The 16,762-nt window shown below is 55.7% G+C and carries 8 protein-coding genes and 6 pseudogenes; 9 read left to right on the top strand and 5 right to left on the bottom strand.

Annotation, left to right across the window (positions count from 1 at the left end; genetic code table 11):
• Positions 1-4 precede the first annotated feature (4 nt).
• A complete protein-coding gene (locus tag AB4048_RS26090; protein WP_442204888.1) occupies positions 5-2,074 on the bottom strand; it encodes a glycosyltransferase family 2 protein in 2,070 nt (689 codons plus the stop codon).
• A 484-nt stretch (positions 2,075-2,558) separates the two neighbouring features.
• Positions 2,559-3,519, bottom strand: a pseudogene (locus tag AB4048_RS26085) (IS3 family transposase); the annotation flags it as partial.
• Between the two features lie 126 nt (positions 3,520-3,645).
• On the opposite strand from AB4048_RS26085, the pseudogene AB4048_RS26080 reads away from it, so the two are divergent.
• The 7 genes and pseudogenes from AB4048_RS26080 to AB4048_RS26050 all read left to right on the top strand — a co-directional run.
• A pseudogene (locus AB4048_RS26080) lies at positions 3,646-3,880 on the top strand (transposase); the annotation flags it as partial.
• 227 nt (positions 3,881-4,107) lie between these two features.
• Positions 4,108-5,468: pseudogene (locus AB4048_RS26075) on the top strand (IS110 family transposase).
• A pseudogene (locus AB4048_RS26070) lies at positions 5,469-5,686 on the top strand (IS3 family transposase); the annotation flags it as partial.
• Between the two features lie 115 nt (positions 5,687-5,801).
• Positions 5,802-6,611, top strand: coding sequence for an ABC transporter permease (locus AB4048_RS26065; protein WP_442204887.1), 810 nt, complete (start codon positions 5,802-5,804; stop codon positions 6,609-6,611).
• Positions 6,612-6,646: 35 nt separating this feature from the next.
• Positions 6,647-7,396: an ABC transporter ATP-binding protein gene (locus AB4048_RS26060; protein ID WP_442204897.1), complete on the top strand. Its 750-nt coding sequence runs from the start codon at positions 6,647-6,649 to the stop codon at positions 7,394-7,396.
• Between the two features lie 121 nt (positions 7,397-7,517).
• Positions 7,518-8,883, top strand: a pseudogene (locus tag AB4048_RS26055) (IS66 family transposase).
• Positions 8,884-9,282: 399 nt separating this feature from the next.
• Positions 9,283-10,206 carry a class I SAM-dependent methyltransferase gene (locus AB4048_RS26050; RefSeq protein WP_442204886.1) on the top strand — a complete coding sequence of 308 codons (924 nt, stop codon included), beginning with the start codon at positions 9,283-9,285 and terminating at the stop codon, positions 10,204-10,206.
• 1,102 nt (positions 10,207-11,308) lie between these two features.
• On the opposite strand, the gene AB4048_RS26045 is transcribed toward AB4048_RS26050, so the two are convergent.
• From AB4048_RS26045 to gmd, 3 genes are all read right to left on the bottom strand, one after another.
• Complete coding sequence (locus tag AB4048_RS26045; RefSeq protein WP_442204885.1) at positions 11,309-11,614, bottom strand: transposase; 306 nt, start codon at positions 11,612-11,614, stop codon at positions 11,309-11,311.
• 1,112 nt (positions 11,615-12,726) lie between these two features.
• The gene (fcl, locus tag AB4048_RS26040; RefSeq protein ID WP_442204884.1) at positions 12,727-13,656 is read right to left on the bottom strand and encodes a GDP-L-fucose synthase; all 930 of its coding nucleotides are present in this window, start codon (positions 13,654-13,656) and stop codon (positions 12,727-12,729) included.
• A 4-nt stretch (positions 13,657-13,660) separates the two neighbouring features.
• Positions 13,661-14,743 carry a GDP-mannose 4,6-dehydratase gene (gene gmd, locus AB4048_RS26035; RefSeq protein WP_442204883.1) on the bottom strand — a complete coding sequence of 361 codons (1,083 nt, stop codon included), beginning with the start codon at positions 14,741-14,743 and terminating at the stop codon, positions 13,661-13,663.
• Between the two features lie 483 nt (positions 14,744-15,226).
• Between gmd and AB4048_RS26030 the strand changes: the two are divergent.
• Positions 15,227-15,579 (top strand): annotated as a pseudogene (locus tag AB4048_RS26030) (IS66 family transposase); the annotation flags it as partial.
• A gap of 47 nt (positions 15,580-15,626) precedes the next feature.
• Positions 15,627-15,794 (top strand): hypothetical protein, encoded by a 168-nt coding sequence (locus AB4048_RS26025; protein WP_442204896.1) that lies wholly within the window; start codon positions 15,627-15,629, stop codon positions 15,792-15,794.
• Positions 15,795-16,762 lie beyond the last annotated feature (968 nt).

Raw genomic sequence — 16,762 nt, 5'->3', positions numbered from 1 at the left:
CGTATCAAGCCGCCGCGTTAGATTCAGGCTCCCAACGACTGTAAGGGTCACCAGCGCGAATTTCTGAGCCCCAACAATCGAGTAGCAACGCTCTATCTATATTATCATACGCTGAGCCCCTGGTTGCGCTTTCATGGTGAATAAGTCTAGTCCGAGGTGTATAGATATTTCTTCGCCCTATTGCTCTCAATCGCAGGCACATATCTACATCCTGGTAGTGTGTTTGATAGAGTTCACAAAGACCCTCTACAGCGTCGTAATCCGACTTTCTAAGCATAACACATGCAAACGTTACGGCGGATACTTCCCTAGTACAGGAGAGAGACCCAAAATATCCATCGGAATCCTCAGGTAGACCGCGCAACACGTGATCTGCGGTCCCACGAATACCAAGCGCAACTCCCGCATGCTGAACGCTTCGATCGGGATAGAGCAGTAAAGGTCCAATAGCGCCCACATTTTCATCGTCCAGGAAGAACAGCATCTGCTCCAGCCAATCGCCGTCCAAGATCTCGGTGTCATTGTTCAAGAGTACTAGGACGTCTCCAGTTGACGCTGCCACTCCCAGATTGTTTGCTCGAGAGAAGTTGAACGGTTCGAGATAAGGGACGCGAATGAGCGGATAGCGATCAAGTACAGCAAGTGCATCAACGTCGGAGCTTCCGTTGTCGACGACGACAACCTCAAAGTTGGGATAGCTCGATCGTTCAAAAATGGTTGCGAGGCAACGTGAAATAAGCTCCGGTGCATCCTTGGTCAAAATTATTATCGAGATGCGTGGAAACCGTTCCCGGACATTTGGTACCAGGATGGCGCGATGCGCTAGAATAGGATGAGCCTTTGCAGAGGCGCTGATGCCAGCGCGCACGAGATGTGCATTTATCGCAGCCACCTGCTTGCGACCAATATCCGGCTTCGAGTCTGGGCGGTCAGCAATGCTCCCAGGTATCCGTCGCCAATGGTACAGCACTTCCGGTACGTGATGTATTGCAGATGTATGTTCTGACAATCGAAGCATCATCTCATAGTCTTGTACGCCATCATACCTTGAGTCGCAGCCGCCTATTTGCTCTATGAGCGCACGTCGAACGGACAAGAGGTGGCCAACATACATTACCTCACGAAGCATGCTAGGCGACCAGTCAGGTTTCAAAAACGGTTCCTCAGGTATCCCTCGTTCACTCAGCTTGTCTTCGTCGCTATAAATTACGTCAATACTCGGGTCGGCATTTAGGGCAGCAACGTAGGCTTCGAGAGAGTGTGGGAGTAGTTCGTCGTCATTGTCTAGGAAGGCGACAAATTCTCCCGTTGCAAGCGCAATAGCTTCATTAGTAGCTTTCGAGATGCCTCCGTTTTCTTGTAGCCGCTTTACGCGCAGCCGTGGTTCCTTACCCTCCAAGTCACGGACAGCGCGAATTGTGTCTGCAGCGGTCGATCCATCGTCACATATGCAAAGCTCCCAATTTGGATAGGTCTGAGCTTGAACGGAACTGACAGCTCGTAAGAGCCACTCGGCTGTTACGTTATACACTGGGACTATGATGGATACCAGCGGTTGATACGTGAAATGAGTTGCAGCCCCTGGCGCTCTAGGTTGCGCGAATTTCCGAAGGGGCGCAGCAGTTGAGTTTTGAAGGACAAAATGTTGAAAGGCCCGCTCGGCGGGTATCCCGGGATTCAGGTACCTGTATGCGTCAGGAGAAAAGCCCCTAGATGGTAATCTACCCCCTGCGGCCCCAATTCTCAAATAGTGGGAGAGCGGATTTTTCTTGGCGGCGACTACATCGGGATACCTATTGAGATACCAGTTGCCGTCGAAATGTGGATTCGGGAATCGGCCCTCACTCGCGCCGCTAAGGATATAGTGCAGCAGAGGATTGACCCCCGTCGATGCGACGTCGGGATTGCTGCTCACATAGTAATTCGTATCAAATAGTGGGTTTGGACGCCGTCCTTCTTTAGCTCCATGGCAAACGAAATGCAGAAGCGCCCCTCTTGGGGAGCCTGCTACGTCCGGATAAGTTACCAAATACCACTCGGGATCAAAGAGCCCGCTTTTCGAGATCGAATACATTATGCGGCGCGTGTGAGCAGCCCTCAAGAGGCGCCGGGGCAAAGCAGTTAGCTTCCCAACCGCCCTGGTTACCACTTCCATGGGCATTATAAGTTCTTCCTCACAATGGGGCGCATCCACTCTTTAAGTTTGCCCTTGATGTTAAAAACGCAATCATGCCTGCTACTTATCCGACGGAGGACCACATCGCGGAAAGGGATGAGCCCGTGACCTGTGTTTGGGAAGAGCCGCTTCGCCAAACTGTGCCGGCGCTGTCTAACCACTGCGTAACTTCATGCCACTGCGTCTAGATCCACTCTAATTTGAGGCGTCTTCGCTCGGGAAATCCCCTTTATCGTAAATCATACGCTGAGAAAACTGTGTGCGTGACGAAAATTCCCTGGGGTTGTTGATTTCCACTGGTTGCTGCGGTGACCCTCTCATAGAAGTGGCTCGGTTTGTCTGAACAGTTTCGGGCGTTTTGCTAATTGGATTTCCGCCTCGATTATGCTGCCACCCTCATTGGCGCCAGCGCGTTGAAGTAGGCCTGATCCGGGGTCTGCCGGTCAAGGGATGAATGTGGGCGTCGGCTATTGTAAAAGCTCAGATATCGGCCGATGGCAGCGCGGGCCTCGAAAACGGTCTTGTAGGCGTGGAGTTAGACCTCCTCATATTTGATCGACGGCCAGAGCCGTTCCACGAAGACATTGTCTCGCCACGCGCCCTTGCCGTCCATCGAGATCGCGATCTCCGCTTTCTTCAGCACCGCCGTAAAGTCCACGGAGGTGAACTGCGATCCCTGGTCCGTATTGAAGATGTCGGGCTTGCCATAACGAGCCAGCGCTTCCTCAACCGCTTCGATGCAGAATGCCGCTTCCATTGTGATCGACTGCCGCCACGACAAAACCTTTCGGCTGAACCAGTCCACGACAGCGCAGAGATAGACAAAGCCGCGCGCCATGGGGATGCAGGTCAGGTCCATCGCCCAGACCTGGTTAGGCCAGGTGACCGCCAGCTTTCTCAGGAGGTAGGGATAGATTTTGTGCCCGGGTGCCGGTTTCGAGGTGTTCGGGCGACGGGATATCGCTTCGATGCCCATCTTCCTCATCAGTGTGGAGAAGTGCAGCCGCCCAGTTTCCAGCCCTTCTCCCCTCAAAAGCCCTTGCAGCATTCGGCTTCCGGCAAATGGAAAGTCAGATGCAGTTCGTCGATCCGGCGCATCAGGGCCAGATCGCCGTCGGGTACTAGACGTGGAGAATAGTAGGTGCTGCTACGGTTGAAGCCGAGAAGCTTCGCCTGGCGTGCGAGCGACAGTTTGTGCTCGCGGTCGACCATTTTTTTCCGCCCAGCAATCCCGCCTTGCCGAGCGCACCGGATAAAAAATCGTTCTCCAGTGTCAGTTCACCGATCTTGGCGTGCAGCGTTTTGACATCGACGGCTGGACCCGCCGGTTCCGCCTTCGCTTCATCGGCTGTGGCTGTCGTTGAATGTGATCGAACTGTCGCTGTGCAGCAAAATCCCACGATTCGGGACTGAATAGCCCCGAGATTTGTAGACRSCTTCTTTCCTAAATTTGAGGCAAGAAGAKCATCATGAGCAAATCGAATTTCAGCGAAGAGTTTAAGCGYGACGCGGTGCGTCAGATCACGGAACGRGGCTATCCCGTTGGCGAAGTTGCGCAGCGGCTGGGTGTGAGCCAGCATTTCTCTACGACTGGATAAGAAGTTCTCCCCGGCGTCTGGCACCCAAGGCGACGATCAGTCCGAAGAGATCAGGCGGCTCAAGAAGGAGCTGGCTCGAATGACCGAGGAGCGCGACATCCTAAAAAACGATCACGGGCTTTGGTCCGCCTGTGCGCGGTAGAAACGGGTGTAGTAGGTTGATGGTCGGAGGGGAGTTGCCGACTGCTTATTGGAGGAATTCACCCCGTTAAAAAACGTGGCACATGGGCCGTTACGTACTTGAGAGTGGTGACGCCATTTCGGTGGTGATCCCGGTTAGGAAAATGACGAACTTGCGCGGCCCAGCCCTCCCTTATCCAAAGGAGGAGAGCCATGCCCAAGACAATACGATCTGACGCTCAGAACCTCAGGCGTATGAACCCCGGTGCCGCTGCCATCGATATCGGCTCGACGATGCATGTGGCTGCCGTGAACCCCGACAGCGATGTCATGCCGATCCGCACCTTCGGTACTTTTACCCACCATCTGCACAATCTCGCCGACTGGTTTAAGTCCTGCGGGGTCACTAGCGTCGCTATGGAGTCGACCGGCGTCTATTGGATTCCGGCATTCGAGGTCCTGGAGCAGCACCGCTTCGAGGTCATCTTGGTCAATGCTCGCTATGCGAAGAATGTCCCAGGCCGCAAGACCGACGTCAGCGATGCAGCATGGCTCCGTCAACTGCACTCCTACGGCCTGCTTAGAGGAAGCTTTCGCCCGAATGCACGGATTGCCACATTGCGTGCTTATCTGCGGCAACGAGAACGATTGGTCGAATATGCTGCCGCCCATATAAAGCACATTCAGAAGGCGTTGATGGAGATGAACCTGCAGCTTCATCATGTCGTGTCCGACATCACCGGCGTGACGGGCATGAGAATTATCCGGGCGATCATTTCCGGAAAGCGTGATCCAGATGCCCTGGCATCCTTGCGCGATAGTCGTTGCCACTCCTCGATCGAGACAATACGGGCATCGCTGATTGGGAATGATCGGGATGAGCACGTTTTTGCGCTCTCCCAGTCGCTGGAACTGTAAGACTTCTATCAGCAGAAGATGCTCGAATGCGATCGTAAGCTTGAGCTGGCAATTGCTTCAATGGCCGCCGAGGTTGATGTGCCGCTTGCCCCTTTGCCAAAAATTCGAACGAAGACGAAGCAGGTGAACGCGCCGTCCTTCGATGTTCGCGCCGCATTGTACGGCCTCGTCGGAATAGATTTGACGCAAATCCACGGCCCCGGCTCATCACTTGCCCTGAAGTTGATAGGCGAGTGCGGCACAGATTTGCGGGCTTGGCCTACCGCTAAGCACTTTACATCATGGCTTTGCCTAGCTCCCGGCAATAAGATATCTGGCGGCAGACTGCTCTCGTCAAGAACGCGTCGATCATCGAGCCGGGCGGAGTCGCTCTGCGGCTGGCAGCCACCACGATTGGCCGGAGCGATACGGCGTTGGGTGCATTTTATCGACGTTTGGCAGGGCGTATCGGAAAGCAGAAAGCCGTGACGGCGACGGCACGCAAGATCGCCGTCCATTTCTATAACGCTCTTCGATTTGGGATGGTGTACCGCGATCCAGGAGCCTTTGCCTACGACGAGCGACATCGTGGCCGGGTCTTGGCAAACCTGCAGCGTCGTGCTCGATCCTTGGGATACCAGCTTGAACTCATGCCCGCCGAACGATGTGTTTCTTAGGAAAGCGGCCGCGTATTTCGCCAAGGATGTAAAATGAAGTACGCGTTCGTTGCCCAGCATCAACAGCGGTTTTCGGTGCGGACAATGTGCCGCCTGTTGCGCATCCATCCCAGCGGCTTCTATGCCTGGCTTCAGAAGCCGTTGAGCAAGCGAGCGTGCGAAGACAAGCGGCAGATCGATCTGCTTGGTGGAAGGCTTGGGAGGAAAGTGGCAGGGTCGTCGACCGCTGATGTCGCGCCGAGCTAAATTAACGCGCAATCACTATTAAGTCCATTTCTAATGTGTTAACCGCGAGACCCACGAAACAAGTGACCTATTGGAGACTGCAACTTAATGACCAAGGCAACCTCGCAAAAGATCACTGCCTTTGAGGACGTCTGGAATTCCATCGCCAATTTTCAGTTGGCGGCACTACTTGGATGGCAGGATGTTGCGCAGAGATACCGCCGCTCGAATGTCGGAGCCTTCTGGTTGACGATCAATATGGGGGTGCTGATTGGCGCTCTGGGACTGGTCTTTGGAACGATCTTCAATACGCCGATGTCGGAGTTTCTTCCGTTCATATGCGTTGGCCTAATCGTTTGGGGTTATTATTCGCAGCTGGTTAACGAGGGTTGCGCCAGCTTCATCGCCAACAGTGAGACAATGTTGCAGTTGCCCATCCCGTTCTTCACGTACGTCCTTAGAACGTGGTGGAGAAATACAATTATATTGGCTCACAATCTGGTTATATTTCCGATAGTTCTACTGATCTTCGGAAGGTTTGTTACGTTTTACGCTCTTCTTGCGATACCTGGTTTTTTCTTTGTGTCGTTGAACCTTCTTTGGATGATGATAATATTGGCCGTCCTTTGTACCCGGTATCGGGATCTAACCCAAATCATACAAAACATTATGCAGGTAGGAATGTATGTCACGCCCATCATGTGGCAGCCTGATCGTCTCCCAGGTGGGGCTAGGTCCAGGCTGATGCTGGATTTCAATCCCTTTTACCACCTAGTCAGTGTCATCAGGGATCCATTGCTCGGTGGCACCGGGTCGCTGCTCAACTGGTTCGCGGTCATCGCGATGGCAATCATCGGATGGCTGATCGCGCTTGTGTTTCTGAACAGATATCGCTCACGAATTACATACTGGCTATGAATATCCTCTATCGACCCCGGCGGGCGCAGGCAAATATGACCTCAATGGACCTCGAAACTGTCACCGTAGATTTTCCCATCTACAATGCGAAAAGCAGATCACTAAAGAACCAGGTATTTAGCCTTGCAACAGGCGGCACAATCGGTTCCAATTCCGAGGGCCACGTCATCATTCGCGGGCTTGAGAATGTGAGCCTGAGCCTTAAGGAAGGTGAACGACTTGGGCTCGTCGGTCACAATGGCTCTGGCAAGACAACGCTTCTACGTGTCATGAGCGGTGTCTATTACCCCTCCGGAGGTCGCATTTTGATAAATGGCAAATGCACCTCGCTAATTAACATTTCATTGGGAATTGATCCTGAGGCAACGGGACGAGAAAACATCGCCATCCGTGGTGCTCTTTTGGGGTTCAAGAAGCGTGATCTTGCGAAACATCAAAAAGAGATCGAGGATTTCTCCGAACTCGGAAATTTCCTTGATATGCCGGTGCGCACCTATTCTACGGGGATGCAGCTTCGTTTGGCGTTTTCCATATCCACTGTCATTCAGCCCGAAATCCTCATCATGGATGAATGGCTGGCAACGGGCGATCAAGGCTTTCAGGAGAAGGCAAATGAACGCTTGCACGATTTGGTAAATAAAACCAAGATTTTGGTTATAGCGAGTCATTCAAAGGAACTGCTCCTCAACAATTGCACACGAGTAGTATGGCTAGAACATGGCAAGGTCCGTATGGACGCAGATGCAGAGACTGTCGCCGACGCGTACTTCCGCCACCATGTGTGAAAGCCGACGAACGCTGATTATGACCGGCGCGGATGAGTTCCGAGAGCCAGTTCGTTAGTGGTCACCATGATCCGCACCGGTTTGACGGAAATATCATGCCGAGGCCCCCAATGCACGCGCAATGGCCACGATCCGGGCCACAGATGCGCCTCCTGACGATATTGCCACCCTGACGGCGATGCTGATCGCGGCCACCGCGCGTGAAGTTCGCAAGGACGAGCGGATCGAACGGCCGGAAAAACTTGTTGCCGCATTTAAGCAGGCGGACTTTGCGCAAGAGCGGTCCCGACGAATTTGATCCTTCGCTTGAGGATTTATGAAACCGCCATCGCGGCCATCCATGCCGAGGAAGAAGCCGATGCTCCTTCAGGCAAACGGGGCTCCTGACCACGCGCAGCCAATCGCGGCTCACTTCCCGGCCATCTTCCCCCTATCGAAGAGACCATGGAGCCGGAAAGCCTGATGTGCGCCTGCGGCGGAAGCCTGCATTGCATTGGCGAGGATGCGTCGGAGAGGCTGGACGTTATCCCGGCGTCGTTCAGGCCCCGGCTCCGGCACGGCTGATCCAGGCGGGATTGCCGAAGGAAGCCACGGTCGACCATGTGCTAAGTCCCCAAATGCGCCGATCATCTTCCGCTCTATCGGCATGCGCAGAACATGAGCCGCCAGGGCATAGATCTCGACCGCTCCACGCTTGCCTATTGGGTCGGCCGGGCAGCTTTCGAACTGCGTCCAATCTTCGATGCACTGATCACCGACCTGAAGCGCTCGACCAATCTCTTCATGGACGAGACCGTGCGCCGGTGCTCGATCCAGCCTCCGCAAAACCAGGACCGGGTATTTCTGGGCGTTGGCGCGTGATGACAGGCCGACGGTTATGCCGGATACAATCGCCTTGTCGCGCCGGACCGTGTCCGCCCGGCATCTGGCTCGCCCATTGCTGGGCACATGCCCGTCGCAAGCTGGTGGAGATCACCCGCAGCGGACCTGCGCCGATTGCCGAGTAAGGTGTAAAGCGGATCGGCGAACTTTACCGGATCGAAGCCGAGTACGCGGACTTGATCAGCAAACCCGCCTGGCTGCGCGACAGCGGCGAGCAAACCCGGTGATTGCCGACATGGGAAGATGGCTCGCCCATCACCGTGCCCGCGTTGCCGCCAAATTACCGGTCGGCGAAGCCCTGAACTACCTCGCCAAATACTGGGACGGCCTGTGCCTCTTCCTGACCGACGGCCGTATCGAGATCGGCAACAACAGCGTCGAAAGTACCATCCGGCCGATTGCGCTGAGTCGAAGTATGCGGTCTTTGAGGGGCATGACCCCGGAGCCGAAAACTGGCCACCATCGCCTCGCTTATCGAAACCTGCAAACTCAAGGCCGTTGATCCGCTGGCCTACCTGACCTGGACGCTCACTGTCATCGTCAATGGCCACAGGAAGAGCCGGATCGACGAACTCCTGCCTTGGAATTATCGCGCCAAGGTGTGATTGGCACACCGGTTACTTCGTACTTTGCTTTGCGATCGGCGTTGAAGCGGGCCGTACGCCGCGCGGCCGGCTCTCCCCCTTTACTTCATCTTTTGAATCGGCCGCGTTGAGGAGGGAGGCGGCGCACCGCTCTCCCCCTTGTCCGGCAATCATCCGGCATCAATCCGGCAACCGTCCGGCACTTCGCGCTTTACGGCTAGCTGGATGATCCGCTGTCGGTCGACCAGGAGTCCGCCTCGTGGCCTACTGCCAGTTTCATGGACATCGAGTTAAGGTGTTCCTCCTGGAACAGGAGAGCATGAAAGCAAAGACAAATATTCAGCCGCGAGTACAGACAAGGATTTGCGGCCGCTGCGGTCCGTGATCTATTCCTGCTGTCAATGTAAAGAGGAGGGATAAATGTCTCAGAATACCAATCCGTGGAACTCGGATAAGCCTTACGACCTCGGCCAGACTTGGGCCTCATCTCAGGCCTATCTACGCGTCATCAACCAGAGAATGACCGGCGACCCCGACAAGCATTGGCTTGAATATGCGATCGAACACTACCTGTGCGTCGGTGACACGAAATCCACAAGCTGTCTGCTACTCGGAGCCAACGAAGGACGTATGGAAATCATGCTCCGCAATTCCGGCTTCGAAGGTCGGATCGTGGCTACCGATATTGCCGACAAGGCCCTTGAGCGCGCGAAAGCCAAAATAGACACACTTGGTCTTATCGGCATCGAATATGTTGTGGCAGACCTCAACACCGACAAATTCGAGCCTGCTTCATTCGACTTCATCATTGCCGAAGGGGTTTTGCATCACATCGAGCGCCTTGATAACTGTATCAAAGGCCTTAAAGCCGCCCTGAAACCAAATGGGCTGCTCATTGGTTCGGAATTCATCGGTGCATTCCGTTTTCAATTCCCGGAAATGCAAGTGACTTGGATCAATGCTGTCCTGGCGATACTGCCTCGCAAATACCGCCCGTTCCTCGAGACCGACAACCCGAAATCGCCGGCTGACGAAGCGTTTCGCAGCCGTGTCTACTACGTCAACCCAAGCGTCGAAGCTATGATTGCGATGGATCCCAGCGAGGCTGTAAGCGGCCATTTGCTGATGAGGTCGCTACGGATGCATTTCAACTTCGAACTAGAGAAAGAAGCCGGCGGCGCCCTAATCATGAATATGGTCGGCCATTTTCCCTTCGATGCCGCCAATGCTGAACCGCAATGCAGGGAATGGCTTCTGGCCATGGCAGATGTTGAAAGAATGCTCTACGAACAGAAGATCGTCCCATCCGATCTAGTCTTCTTCGTGTGCTCGCCGAAGCCTTAGCCAGATCAACTGAGTCTGGAAGGCCGAGGCTTGGGAGCGCGCCCAGGCCCACCCGACGCACCAGGAGCGCGCGGCATTATCAGCCGCGCGCTTTGCGTTATACCGCTCGCCAGGAGTCCGCCTTGTGTCACAATCCGCGAAGGATCGTGCCGAGGGCTTGTCGCCATGGCAGTTGACTACAAGCGAATGACTGTTAGCCAGCTCGCGGAGCTACGGGGCCTCAAGCCAGCCGTGGCCCATGCCACTCCCGACGCAACAAACGGTTTTCCGAGGTCGGCTTTGCTGGCGTCACCCGCTGGACCATTCGTGTTTGGCGCTGGCGCGCGGCCGCCGCAAACAGTGGCATGGCCCGAAATTCGACAACGCCGCCGAATGGTGGGCCGGCGGCCTCGTCCAGCGCAAGGCGGCACGCGAACAAGCCCGCTTGGATGCGGATAGTGACGCCGTCGCCAGATCGGCCCGGCCGAGAAACAGAAGGGCGAGGCTGCCAAGGCCAATCGGTCTTACCGGAAACCGTCGCAATTGCGCATTTCGAGGTCTTTGACACAACCGACGAGAGCCAAGCAATCATCGCATGGACAATATTATATTTTTATTTCAATCGTTTAAGCGATATTCGTTCATGTTTTGCGGGCATCTTTACCGAAATGCTCTGGCAGGTGCATCCCCCAATGAGACCGGTCCACCCGCATCACGCGGCTTCGCATCCGGGATCCTTTCACTGGCTACCGGCGTTGCCGGCAATCTGCGAACCCGCCCGAGGGCAGGCATATGAAGTGCTTGGCGCAAGGTGGCTCGTCCGCCTGATATCGAGCGCTTGCCCTTCCATTTTCCAGATTCTCACGGGCGGGTGCAACACTGGCAAGGAATGCGGCCTTGGCGCTGGTCACGTCTGCCTAGTTCAACCCCCTCCGCACCCTTGCGGAAGTCAACATGCTTGGTTGCGATAATCACTCTTACCGCGCCGGACGGAACAATCACGATGACGCCTTCAAGGCTTGGATGACGGCGGCAATTGTCGCGGCATCAGTGCCGAATGCGATCCGCACCGTCGCCCCGTCAAACTCCAGCTCTATAGCGCTAACTGGAGATGCATTCTCCGTCATCGACTTTCGCGGCTTCGGACGCCGCTCTGCCGGGCTTGATCACTACCGGCACAAGTATCGGCGGCAACGCTTGCTCCGCCTGCTTTCGCACCTGCCGCCGCCAGGTGAACAATTGCCCCGGCGACAACCCCATGCCGCCGCGCTACAGCACTGACTGACATCTCGCCGCTGTAGCTCTCGGCGATAATTTGATCCTTTTCCTCGTCCCTCCAGTCGCGGCAGCGGCCTGCGCCGGCGAAAAGCTCAAACCGTTGCACCGGCACGTCCACACTGGTGCTATGCGGAAACCCTGTAATCGTCATATGTCGAAGCCTCGTTCGGCCACAACATCAACAATCCCGACCCTGTTCCGGACGGTGGGGCCAAGACAGCGCTTACAATGGACGAGCAGCTTCGCGCGTTGTACATGGCTGCGGTTCTTAAGGCCGGTGCGGTCTGCCACGAGGCTCTGGCGTGCGTTCATGAGCTCGCCAAGGCTTTGAAGCAGATCGGACTTTTGCGCCGTCGGCGTGCTTTCGATTAGAGCCGCGAACTGGGCGAGCAACTTTGCGTCCACCCTGAATGTCGCTAACGTTGGCAAAACAGCGCACCTTGGGTGGGTTGGCCTTGGCATAAGAAAGACCAGCAGCTGTTAGCCACCTCTAGCTGCCTACGGTAGGGACAGGTCGCCTGAAAGACCGTCTGCAGCGGTTGGCACTCGGTGAGCAGTGCCGCAAGTTTGCGGCAGCCGATCTTGCTGTTGCCGAACTGCATGACCGCTGCCTGTGTCGAAAAGGCAATATCGCGTATCTTTGGAGATATCGATGCCGGCGACACATTGCTAGTGCCATCTTTCTCTATCCTCAGCTTGCCATGCGGGCCGAAAAGCCCCGGTATCCGTCCAGGCCATACAGAAACGAAAGTGCGATCAAACTCTAGCTCGACCCGTCAAATGGTCCGCGTTTCGATCCATCCCCTTTCATCGCAGGCGGGAAGAGCCGCCGGGGATGAAATCATTTTGACTGATCTCATCGGAAAATCATAAGATAAACGTTTCAGTCCTTCTTTCGAATCGGCTGGGTTTCCCAAATCAACTTTGTTCTGATTCAGCGATGCTGGCTGGATGGAGGTCGACGCGGCGACTGAAAGCGCCTTATGTCTTCGACGGGCGCTGGGGCGGTTCAAAAGCGCCGAGACTTTAGTCGCTACATCGAGACTCTAGTCGCTACATAATGAAAGTTCAGCGGCGGGTCATGGCTTCTCAATAAAGGCGAAGCCGCGTTCGTGTATCGATGGCGCAAGCCTGCATCTGCGCCATCGTTTGTGGAGTCACGCTGATTTCTCTCAGCCGGTTGAATGTTTTTGACAGAGCTGTCTGAAAAGGAACCACTGAACACCCGGGCCTCCCTTCGAGTTCGCAAGGAGACCGATCATATCAAGCGATATTTGCGCAGTAATCCGCATAGGTTTTCTCAATGCCGTCGACCAGCGATGTCTCCGCCTGCCAACCGAGAGCCTTCAGGCGATCGACACTCAGCAGCTTGCGCGGCGTGCCATCAGGCTTGGTCTGGTCGAAGACGATCTTTCCCTCGAACCCGACGACCTTCATCACCGTCTCTGCCAGATCCCTGATCGTAACATCCTCGCCGGTGCCGACGTTGAACATCCCCTCGTCTATGCCGCGTTCCATCAGGAACACGCAGGCATCCGCCATGTCGTCGACATAGAGAAATTCGCGCATCGGCCGACCCGAGCCCCAAACGACCAATTCGGCATCGCCGCGCAGTTTCGCCTCGTGCGCCTTTCGGATCAGGGCAGGAAGCACATGGCTGTTGTTCAGGTCGTAATTGTCGTTCGGCCCATAGAGGTTCGTCGGCATTGCCGAGGCATATCGGGTGCCATATTGCCGATTGTAATTTTCGCACAGCTTAATGCCGGCGATCTTGGCGATGGCATAGGGTTCGTTGGTCTGCTCCAGCGGTCCCGTCAGCAGATATTCCTCGCGGATCGGCTGGGGGCAATCGCGCGGATAGATGCAGCTCGAGCCAAGAAACAGCATGCGCTGAACGCCGGCCTGCCAGGCGGCGTTGACGACGTTCGCTTCGATCAGGAGATTCTGGTAGAGGAACTCGGCGCGAAACGTGTTGTTGGCATGGATGCCACCGACCTTGGCGGCTGCCATGAAGATATAATCGGGCTTTTCCGCCGTCAGAAACTGCGAGACCGCGGCTTGGTTGGCCAGATCCAGTTCCGCATGAGATCTCGTGACAATATTGGCGTATCTGCCGGAGGCCAGCCGGCGCGAGATTGCCGACCCCACCATGCCGCGGTGGCCTGCGACGTAAATCTTCGACTGCTTATCCATGGGTCTACTCGTGATAGTCATAGGCGGAAAAGCCGTGCCGCTTGACCAGCTCGTCGCGTTCGGCCGACTTTAGATCTTCCCGCATCATCTCGGAGACCAGTTCCCTGAAGGTGATCTTGGGCTCCCAACCGAGCTTCTGCTTGGCCTTCGAGGGGTCACCAAGCAGGGTTTCCACTTCGGTCGGACGGAAATAACGCGGATCCACCGACACAATACATTTTCCAGAGGAATCGTATGCCTTTTCCTCTACGCCCTCGCCTTTCCAGGTGATCGAGAGGCCTGCCTCCTCGGCCGCGGCATCGACAAATTCGCGAACGCTGTATTGTGCGCCCGTAGCGATGACATAGTCCTCAGGCTTTTCTTGCTGCAGCATCAGCCACTGCATCTCCACGTAGTCCTTGGCATGCCCCCAGTCTCGTTTTGCATCCAGGTTCCCAAGAAAGAGACAGTCCTGCAGGCCGAGTTTTATACGCGCAAGCGCACGCGTGATCTTGCGCGTAACGAAGGTTTCGCCACGCACGGGGCTCTCATGATTGAAAAGGATGCCGTTGCACGCGTACATCCCATAAGCTTCGCGGTAGTTGACCGTGATCCAGTATGCGTAGAGCTTTGCAACCGCGTAGGGCGAGCGCGGATAAAAGGGGGTCGTCTCTCGCTGGGGAATTTCCTGCACGAGACCGTAGAGTTCGGAGGTCGACGCCTGATAAAAGCGCGTCGTCTTTTCCAAGCCGAGGATGCGCATCGCCTCAAGTATGCGCAACGCGCCGAGCGCGTCAGAGTTGGCTGTATATTCCGGCTCTTCAAACGAAACCGCCACATGCGATTGTGCTGCGAGATTGTATATCTCGTCCGGCCGGACCTTCTGAATGACCCGCGTAAGGCTGGAAGAATCCGTCATATCGCCATAGTGCAGAACCAACCGCCGAGGCTCTTCGTGCGGATCCTGATAAAGATGATCGATACGATCGGTATTGAAGAGCGAGGCACGCCGTTTGATACCGTGAACCTCATAGCCCTTCTGCAAGAGAAGCTCGGCGAGATAGGAGCCATCCTGCCCGGTGACGCCGGTTATCAGCGCTTTTTTCATTCTTTATCCATTCTCCCGTAGAGATGCCTCGGCTAACTCCGCTTTCATATATTTTGCAAGCTATGCATGATGAAGCCAACGCGGTTTTAAGCTCACATCTTTGACACCGCCACGCAACCTTAAATCAGCCATTTCGAATGCTTTATCAAGTACTCCAAAGTTGGCAAAGGCCTCGGGAATGAGGGAACCGGCTCCGTCGTCTCTATGGATCAGCGACGCGGCAGCCATTGCGCTTGAGCTCAATGCCGCGCGTCGCCTGCGATCATTCTCGCACGGGCCAGAGCACTGGAGCCGCTCGGCTCGGCTGCATTCAGCGACGTTGCCAACGAACAGGCAGCGCCACCAAATCTGCCCCACTTACCCCCGTCCGGTACGTGGGGCAAAATCGATGGCAGCGTTTGAGTGGGCGAGCATTGAATTGTGCATAAGCTCGCGCTTTGGGAGTTGATGGTGGGCGCAGGGATTCCTAAGACGGGGCAAATCATGATTCGGGTCCGGGGATGGCAAAGACGGCTCCCCTCCCATGCCGACACGCTTTCAGTGAACGCGTTGCGCAGTCTGGTGACGGGCTTGCTGGAGCGGTCGCAGCAGGCGGAAGCCCGGCTCGATAAGCTTGAGGCCGACAGCATCCAGCTGCAGGAGGAAAATGCCGCCCTTCACCTTGAGAACACCCGCCTGAGACTCGAGAACCAGCTGTTACGCGACGAGATCGCCCGGCTGAAGAACCTGCCGCCGCGGCCGCCGTTTGGCCCTCCGGCATGGAGAGGGCGACGCATGCCAGATCTGATGACAAAGCTCAGACCAAGAAGAAGCCGCGCGGTCTGAAGCTGGATGTGAACTGGCGCACGCGCTTGCCAAACGCAGCGGCCAGCCGATCAACAAGTTGGTCGAACAGGCCTTGGAGCATCTTGAACTGGAATTGCGGCAGTCGGCGGCGCGCATGCCGGCGGATGTCCTCTGGGAGCTCATGGCTGAACGTCGCCGTGCGGTTTCGGCCGGCGCAACATCGGCGCACGACGATTTTTATGACGACAACGGCTTGCCGATATGATCGCGCTGGATACCTCGGTCATTCTAGCTTCGAGACTCGCCCACACGGTAACTACGTCTAAACGCCCAATTCGGTAGCAATCGGCTTTATGCTATGCACATCCAGCCAAGATGTATCCCCCGGTACTATTGGTCAGGCTGCGCGCGGTTGAGAAACTTCGCGTAGGCGTTAACTTTGCTGCCCGACTATGCCGCAAGGGCGGTAATCGCACTAAGTCTAGCTTCACGGGGTGCTGTCCGCGATCGGTTGGACCAGGGTATGAGAGAGCCGGACAGCTTCGGCGTATCCGTCGATGATGTTCCCCGAGCGAAAGAAGCCCTTCCTCGGCGCCTTGCGAATGAATCCTTCGTCGACGAGGCAGGCGAACGTCGCTCTCGTCAGATGAAGCAGTCGCTCGGCATCATCATTGTTGATGAGAAGTCGCGAAGGCATTTCTGCGAACGGTAGACGGTCAAGCGGCAATCTCCTCAGGCTGGCCCTGGCTTTCGCGCGAGACGGATGCAACGCTGCTGTGGAATACCGAATGCCGGAACCTTCCCGCACCATTCCATCCACTCGCCCCACGGGGACATCGTGGGCAAATTCATATCCGGCGTTGTCGATGGCACCCAGTGAAACTCGGTCTTTGTAAGCATGTCATGAGTGGCCGACGACGAGCGCGGCGTGTACGCCGGCGTGGTGGGCAGGCGTTTGGGGCGCTCACTTCCTTCCGCTGCAGATGAAGCTACGTGGCCCCCTGAGACTGCATATCTTCCGATACCAAAACACAATAGGCAACATCGTGTCATCCTGGGGATGGCGCGTCTCTAGGAGACCTGTGCGCGGATATTTGTAGACGTTTGGAATCATTGATGATTCAATACCTTCGTCGGAAGATTGAGGTGCGCGATGAGCCGTCGCCGGATAGGACAGGAAGCATTCGGATTTGCCGATGATCGGGGATCGTCATCTTCTCTTGTCTTCTCTTG

The sequence above is a fragment of the Rhizobium sp. RAF56 genome (genome assembly GCF_052113965.1).
GTDB lineage: Bacteria > Pseudomonadota > Alphaproteobacteria > Rhizobiales > Rhizobiaceae > Rhizobium.
The sequence above is the reverse complement of the archived record's forward strand: the minus strand, read 5'-3'. Positions and strand labels throughout refer to the sequence as shown.